This is a genomic window from Streptomyces sp. NPDC036815 (assembly GCF_055609205.1).
Genome location: NZ_JBVJPW010000005.1, coordinates 394,296 through 400,858, shown reverse-complemented (window position 1 = coordinate 400,858; position 6,563 = coordinate 394,296). Strand labels below are relative to the sequence as shown.

Sequence of the window (6,563 nt, the reverse complement as noted above, 5' to 3'; positions counted from 1 at the left end):
CAACGTGCGGTGGAGGGACGGGAGTCAAGGGTGGAGCGCAGCGGAATCGGCGCAGCCGACGCGACGTAGGAGCGCCCTTTACTGCCGGCCCGGAGCCGCCACACTCCGCAAAAAACCGGGCGGCCCCGGCAACCATCAACGACACCGGCCCACCGAAGACGACCCCCTCTCCGGCAGCCTCAGCCCGAACTCACCCGCCCCCTGCGGCAGCGGTAGCCTCCGCCGTCAAGGTCGGGGCGTCCAGGCACGCGTTATCCTGGGGGCACCGACGACATACCTCCGTAACCAGCGACTTTTCAGGATGAAACGGTCGCGTCGTACCTGCAGAAGGCTCACGCTGTGGACTACCAGGCCGTTCTCGAAGAAGTCGCCGCCTTCGCGCGGCCGCTCGTGGGCCGCGGTCAGGTCGCCGGGTACATTCCGGCGCTCGCGGATGTCGACGCCGAGCGGTTCGGTATCGCCGTCGCCGACGTCGACGGGGAGGTGTACGGGGTCGGGGACTGGCAGGTGCCGTTCTCCGTGCAGTCCATTTCCAAGGCCTTCAGTCTCGCGCTCGTCCTCGCCGAGGGGGGCGAGCGGATCTGGGACCGGGTCGGGACGGAGCCGTCCGGTAACCCCTTCAACTCGCTGGTCCAGCTGGAGTACGAGAACGGCATTCCGCGCAATCCGTTCATCAACGCGGGCGCGCTCGTCGTCACCGACCGGCTGCAGAGCCTCACCGGGGACGCCGGTACGACGATGCTGGAGTTCCTGCGCGCGGAGAGCGGCAACCCTGATGTCGCCTTCGACCCCGTCGTGGCCGCCTCCGAGGCCGAGAACGGCGACCGCAACGCGGCCCTCGCCCACTTCATGGCGAGCTACGGCAACCTCGACAACCCCGTGGCCACCGTCCTGGAGCACTACTTCCGGCAGTGCGCGATCAGCATGAGCTGCCGGGACCTCGCCCTCTCGGGAGCCTTCCTGGCCCGGCACGGACTGCGCAACGACGGTACGCGGCTGCTGCCGCTGCGGGCCGCGAAGCAGGTCAACGCGATCATGCTCACCTGCGGTACGTACGACGCGGCGGGCAGCTTCGCCTACCGCGTGGGCCTGCCGGGCAAGAGCGGCGTCGGCGGCGGCATCGTCGCGGTGATCCCGGGGCGTTGCACCCTGTGCGTCTGGAGCCCGGGCCTGGACACGTACGGCAACTCCGTGGCGGGCGTCGCGGCGCTCGACCACTTCACCAGCGTGACCGGCTGGTCGGTGTTCTAGGGTCCGCCCATGACCGACCACGGCAGTGCACCGACCTGGCGGCCCGGCACCCCCGGCGTACTGCGGCTGCCCTCCGGGCGGCTCGTCAGGGGGCGGGGGCTGCGGCGGCCGCTGCCCGAGGGGGACGTACCCGATCTCGGGGTGTATCTGCTGGGGAAGCAGCCGGCCGAAGTCCCCTGGGAAGCACGGTGGTTGCGCTGGCCCGACTTCCGGCTGCCCCGTGATCGGGAGGCGGCGCGCACGCTGCTGCGCGAGGTGTGGGAGCGGGCCGCGGACGAGCGCGTCGAGGTCGCCTGCGAGGGCGGGCGCGGCCGGACCGGGACCGCGCTGGCCTGCGTCGCCGTGCTGGACGGCGTACCCGCCGTGGACGCCGTCGCCTTCGTACGCGAGCACTACGACCGGCGCGCCGTGGAGACCCCGTGGCAGCGGCGTTACGTGGCCCGGTTCACCCCGTAATCCCGCCGTGGCCGCCCTTCGTTACGCCGGGGCCGCATGCCGTACCGACGTCAGGCGGTGCACGTCCCGTGCCGTGCCCGTCACGCCCGACAGGAACCCCTGCGCGCGCGGGGACGCCGTCTCCGTGAGCCAGGCGGGGTCGATGTCGCAGACCGCCACCTTCACGTCCGTGCCCGCCAGGGCGAGCGGCAGGGTGTGGACGACGGTGGAGGGGAAGCTGAGAATCGTGCGGCCGATGGGGCCGCGGCGGGCGATGAGTTCCAGGGGAAGGTCCGGGCGGACCACCTGGAGGCCCGTCTCGACCGCCAGCCGGTGGAGCTTCTCGGAGCTCTCGCGGCGGTGGGCGAAGTAGCGGGTGGCGCCGTGGGTGAGGGAGAGGGCGCGGACCGCTTCGACGTAGCGGTCGGGGTCGACCACGCCCGTCTCCACCAGGGACGTGCCGACCAGGTCGGAGCCGCGGGTGATCCGGGGCGGGCCGAAGCGCTCCCGGGTCCAGGCGAACGTGTTGGGCGTCACCCGTACACCGTCCGGGGCGCTGTCGATCGGCATGGAGGAGAAGACCTCCACGGTGCGGGTCCCGCCGGGCGTGAGGCGGCGGCGCGCCGACGCCGAGACGGGGGCGAAGAGCAGGTCGCGGGGGCCCGGCCTGCCGCCCTTGCGGTGCCAGCGCTGCAGGCGTTCGCCGCGGGCCAGCTGGGAGATGAACTCCATGGTGGCCGTACCGTCGTCGACGACGACCAGGGAGCGGGCCCTGGTGATGGTGAGCAGGAGCTGCACGTAGCGGGAGAACGGGTCGCCTATGACGACCCGGTCGGCCCTGCGCAGGGCGCCGCTCAGGCCTCCGACGGTGTGGAACGGAGCCGTCGCGCCGCCGCGCGCCTCCTCCCAGCGGACCTCGACGCCCTCGTCGCGGGCCAGCTGCGCCATGCGGCGCAGCTGGCCCCGCGTCATGGGGTCGTTCGGGGAGAGGACGACGACGGTGAGGCCCCCGGCCTGGCCGGTCGCGGCCGCGGCGTGCGCCCACTCCAGGACGTTGAGCAGCTGAACCGGGCTCTCCACGAAGGCGAGCGTGGAGTCCGCACCGGCCGGCGCGGCTGTGGTGTCGGCGCCTCGGCCGACTCGGGGGCTCATCGTTGGGTGTCCGTCTCCCGTCAGCGCGGTCCGCGCGGTCAGACCGCGACCGGCTCGGCCTCGGCGGACTCCGCCTCGGCGACGACACCGGCCACGCGGCGCAGCTTCTTCATGGGGCCGAGCTCCGACTCGTAGACCTTCTTGACGCCGTCGCCGAGGGACGCCTCGATGGTGCGGATGTCACGGACGAGGCGGGTGAGGCCCTGCGGCTCGACCGAGGCGGCCTGGTCGGAGCCCCACATGGCGCGGTCGAGGGTGATGTGGCGCTCGACGAAGGTGGCGCCGAGGGCGACGGCGGCGAGCGTGGTCTGCAGGCCGGTCTCGTGGCCGGAGTAGCCGATCGGGACGTTCGGGTACTCGGCCTGCAGGGTGTTGATCACACGGAGGTTGAGCTCCTCCGCCTGCGCCGGGTACGTCGACGTGGCGTGGCACATCAGGATGTTGTCGCTGCCGAGGACCTCGACCGCGTGGCGGATCTGCTTCGGCGTCGACATGCCGGTGGAGAGGATGACCGTGCGGCCGGTGGCGCGCAGGGCGCGGAGCAGCTCGTCGTCCGTGAGGGACGCGGAGGCGACCTTGTGGGCGGGCAGGTCGAACTTCTCCAGGAACGCGACGGCCTCGGTGTCCCACGGGGAGGCGAACCAGTCGATGCCGCGCTTGGCGCAGTGCTCGCTGATGGCCTGGTACTCGGACTCGCCGAACTCCACGCGGTGGCGGTAGTCGATGTACGTCATGCGGCCCCAGGGGGTGTCGCGCTCGATGTCCCACTGGTCGCGCGGGGTGCAGATCTCCGGGGTGCGCTTCTGGAACTTGACCGCGTCGCAGCCCGCGTCGGCGGCCACGTCGATGAGCGCGAACGCGTTCTCCAGGTCGCCGTTGTGGTTGATGCCGATCTCGCCGGTGATGTACACGGGCTGACCGGGGCCGGCGGTCTTCGAACCGAACCGGCGCAGGCGGGAGTTGGCGTCGATGGGGGAGACGGTGCTCATGGCAGGAACTTTCCTTAACTGTGGAGGGAGTCGAGAGAGGGGCCGAGGATCCAGGTGGCGATCTCTCGGATCGCGCCCTCACCACCGGGGACGGTGGTGACCGCGCGTGCGGCGCCGCGTACGACGTCGTGGGCGCTCGCGACCGCCACGGGCCAGCCCACGAGGGCGAAGCACGGGAGGTCATTGACGTCGTTGCCGACGTAGAGCACGCGCTCGGGAGCGATGCCCTGCTCCTCGCACCACTGCTTCAGTGCGAGGTCTTTCCGGTCGATGCCGTGCAGGACGGGAAGCTTGAGCTTGCCCGCGCGCGCGGCGACGACCGGGTTCTGTTCCGTGGACAGGATCAGCATCTTCAGGCCGCTCCTGCGGAGGGCCGCGATGCCGAGTCCGTCGCCGCGGTGCACGGAGACGAACTCCCGTCCCTCGGAGTCGACCAGCACCCTGTCGTCGGTCTGGGTGCCGTCGAAGTCGAGGACGACCGCGTCGATGTCGGCTGCGGTCGGGAGGGCGTCCGCGCGGTCCGCGTCGAAGAGCGGAGCGAGCGCGCGGGCGCGGGCGAGATCGTGCGGGTCGTCGATCTCCAGGACGCGGGCGGGGTCGGTGCGGACCGGTTCGGTGCGGCCGAAGAAGCGGTGCTTCTCGGTGCGGAAGCCGATCGCGTCCATCGCGTAGGCGGCGCCGGTCTCCAGGAGGTCCTGGGGCCGGTCCTGGCGGCGCGGGCGGAACGACTTGTCGTGGTTGACGCCGTAACCGCCGCGCGTCCTGGTGGAGTTGGCGAGCGTCACCGTGCCGCCCGCCGCGTCGGTGCGCTGCGCGGGGACCTCGGCGGGTCCGTCCGCGTCGTCCGCCGCGTCGCGCCAGACGAAGCCGTGGAAGGGCGCCACCGTGACGGCCGTGTCGGCGCCGTGCTCGGCGACCGCCGAGGCCACCTTGTCGATGTCCTCGCGGGTGAGGAAGGGGCTGGTGCACTGCACGAGCAGGACCACGTCGACGGCCGCGCCGTGCAGCGTCTCGTGGGCGTCCATGGCGTGCAGGACGGCCGCCTCGCTGGTCGCGGTGTCGCCTGCGATCGCGGCGGGGCGCAGGACCACCTCGGCGCCGGCGGCGCGGGCGGCCTCGGCGATCACGTGGTCGTCGGTGGAGACGACGACGTCCGTGACGAGCCGCGCGGCCAGGCACTCGCGGATGGCGCGCGCCACCAGGGGCACGCCGCCGACCGGGGCGAGGTTCTTGGCGGGCACGCCCTTGGAGCCGCCGCGGGCGGGGATGACGGCGAGCACGCGGCGGGCCGGTGTGCTCGCGGGGGCGGGGTGGGGCATGGGGGCTCCTTGGGAGGGACGGGGGCTCACAGCTCGCCCATCCGCCGGATGACGGGGGCCACGCGCTGCACACCGTGGCGGTAGGCGCCGCGGGCCGCGCGGCGCACGATCTGCCGTACGGGTCCGGGGTCCTTGTCGGCGGCGGGGGCGCCCGGCAGCGGCGCGCCGTCGGGGCCGAGGTGGTGGCGGGCGAGGATGCCGGGCAGATAGCCGCGGGCGGTGCCGAGGCCGTAGTAGGGCGCGAGGGGCGCGAGGCCGCCCGCTGCCGCCTCGGCGAGCAGGTCCTCGACGCGCCGGCGGGCCGCGTCGAAGGCCTTCTCGTACGCTCCGTCGGCGGCGACGCCCTGCCGTGCCAGCCACCGCTCGTCGGGCTCGGGCAGGTGGCCCGCGTCCAGCTGGTCCCAGGAGGCGAGGCATCCGGAGCCGGTGAAGTGGTGGTTGCCGAGCGCCTCGCGCACCCCGAGGTCGGTGAGGACCGCGGTGGGGATGCGGCGGTGCAGGGATTCGAGCGCGGCCGTGGAGCTGACGGTGACCAGGAGGTCGGTGCGGTCCAGGACCTCGCCCATGTGGCCGTACACGAGGCGGCAGTTGGCGGGCAGGCCGCCGTCGATGCGCTGGGCCAGCTTCTGGTAGGGCAGTTCCTCGATGTGCGTGGTGTGTTCGCCGGGCTTGCTGCGCAGCTTGAGCAGGACCTCGCGGTCGGGGTGCAGCCTGGCGTGCTCGGCGAGCCGGCGCAGCAGGTAGGTGCGGTGCGCGGCGGTCTCCGGCACGGAGGGCTGGGCGGCGAAGACGACGGTGTAGGGGTGCCGCTCCTCGTCCGCGTCGTCGCGCTTGTCGTACGGTGCGCCGCCCAGGAACGGCAGCGCCGCCTCGGTCACCGCCGAGGCGTCGGCGCCCACCCCCTCGTACACTGCGCGGAAGCGCTCGGCGTCCTGGCGGGAGTTGGCGAGGACGACGTCCGCGCCGTGCCGCAGGAGGAGGCCGTCGGCGAGCTTCTCGTAGACGACGCCGACGTAGCCGGTGACGACGACGGGGCGGCGCGGCCGGGCGCCGGTGAGGCGGGCGTCCTGGGTGATGCGGGCGAGTCCGTGCAGCACCGCCTGGACCGCCCCGCCCACCAGGGCGAGGACGATCACGTCGGGCGCGTCCCGCTCCACCTCGCGCAGGAACTCGACGGCGGTGACCTCGCGCAGGGAGTCCGCGCGCACGCCCACCTCGTCGAGCTGCCGGGGCGTGGGGGTGGCCCGGCCGCGGAGCAGGTACCCACTGAGCCGGTGGCCTTCGGGGGCACTGCCGTGGGGCCGAGCGCCCGATACGATGCGGTTCGCGGTGAGAGCGCCCCATTTCCATCGCGTATCGGAGTCGGCGAGCACGGCGACCCGCAGCGGGTTCTGGTTGCTTGCTGGCACGTCCCAGA

The 6,563-nt window shown here is 73.0% G+C and carries 6 protein-coding genes; 2 read left to right on the top strand and 4 right to left on the bottom strand.

All coding sequences use genetic code 11. From position 1 onward, the window contains the following. Positions 1-339 precede the first annotated feature (339 nt). A complete protein-coding gene (locus ACZ69I_RS14945; protein WP_470832438.1) occupies positions 340-1,251 on the top strand; it encodes a glutaminase in 912 nt (303 codons plus the stop codon). Positions 1,252-1,260: 9 nt separating this feature from the next. After that, a complete protein-coding gene (locus ACZ69I_RS14940; RefSeq protein ID WP_467670180.1) occupies positions 1,261-1,707 on the top strand; it encodes a protein-tyrosine phosphatase family protein in 447 nt (148 codons plus the stop codon). A gap of 21 nt (positions 1,708-1,728) precedes the next feature. Here the strand turns inward: ACZ69I_RS14940 and ACZ69I_RS14935 are convergent, their stop codons facing one another. From ACZ69I_RS14935 to ACZ69I_RS14920, 4 genes are read right to left on the bottom strand one after another with little or no spacing between them, the layout of a single operon-like run. After that, positions 1,729-2,838 (bottom strand): hypothetical protein, encoded by a 1,110-nt coding sequence (locus tag ACZ69I_RS14935; RefSeq protein ID WP_467670182.1) that lies wholly within the window; start codon positions 2,836-2,838, stop codon positions 1,729-1,731. A 38-nt stretch (positions 2,839-2,876) separates the two neighbouring features. Beyond that, a complete protein-coding gene (locus tag ACZ69I_RS14930; protein WP_467670184.1) occupies positions 2,877-3,827 on the bottom strand; it encodes an N-acetylneuraminate synthase family protein in 951 nt (316 codons plus the stop codon). A 14-nt stretch (positions 3,828-3,841) separates the two neighbouring features. After that, on the bottom strand, positions 3,842-5,146 hold the full coding sequence (locus ACZ69I_RS14925; RefSeq protein ID WP_470832436.1) for a cytidylyltransferase domain-containing protein: 1,305 nt from the start codon (positions 5,144-5,146) through the stop codon (positions 3,842-3,844). Between the two features lie 26 nt (positions 5,147-5,172). Further along, positions 5,173-6,555, bottom strand: a complete 1,383-nt coding sequence (locus ACZ69I_RS14920; RefSeq protein WP_470832435.1) for a DUF6716 putative glycosyltransferase — start codon at positions 6,553-6,555, stop codon at positions 5,173-5,175. Between the last annotated feature and the right edge of the window lie 8 nt (positions 6,556-6,563).